Consider the following 204-nt stretch of genomic DNA (forward strand, 5'->3'; position numbering starts at 1 on the left):
CTGAGTCAACGCGATTCTTATGATTTGGCACCCGCCGGTTCTTCTCCAGCAGGGCGTCCACGCCGCCGCTGGATACGGCTTCTTTGTAACGATAGAAGGTGTCTCGCGATACGCCGAGCATCTTGCAGGCTTTGGAGATATTGCCGAGTTCTTCCGCCAGATTGAGCAGACCGGTCTTGTGTTTAATGATGCGATCGTTAGTAT

General features: G+C 52.9%; 1 protein-coding gene. It reads right to left on the bottom strand.

Annotated features, from left to right (window positions below; genetic code table 11):
• Positions 1-204 (bottom strand): helix-turn-helix domain-containing protein (locus Q1A48_RS21700; RefSeq protein WP_299948968.1); only part of this gene is annotated, 204 nt, incomplete at both ends.

The sequence above is a fragment of the uncultured Microbulbifer sp. genome (genome assembly GCF_947489355.1).
In the GTDB taxonomy this organism is placed as follows: Bacteria; Pseudomonadota; Gammaproteobacteria; order Pseudomonadales; family Cellvibrionaceae; genus Microbulbifer.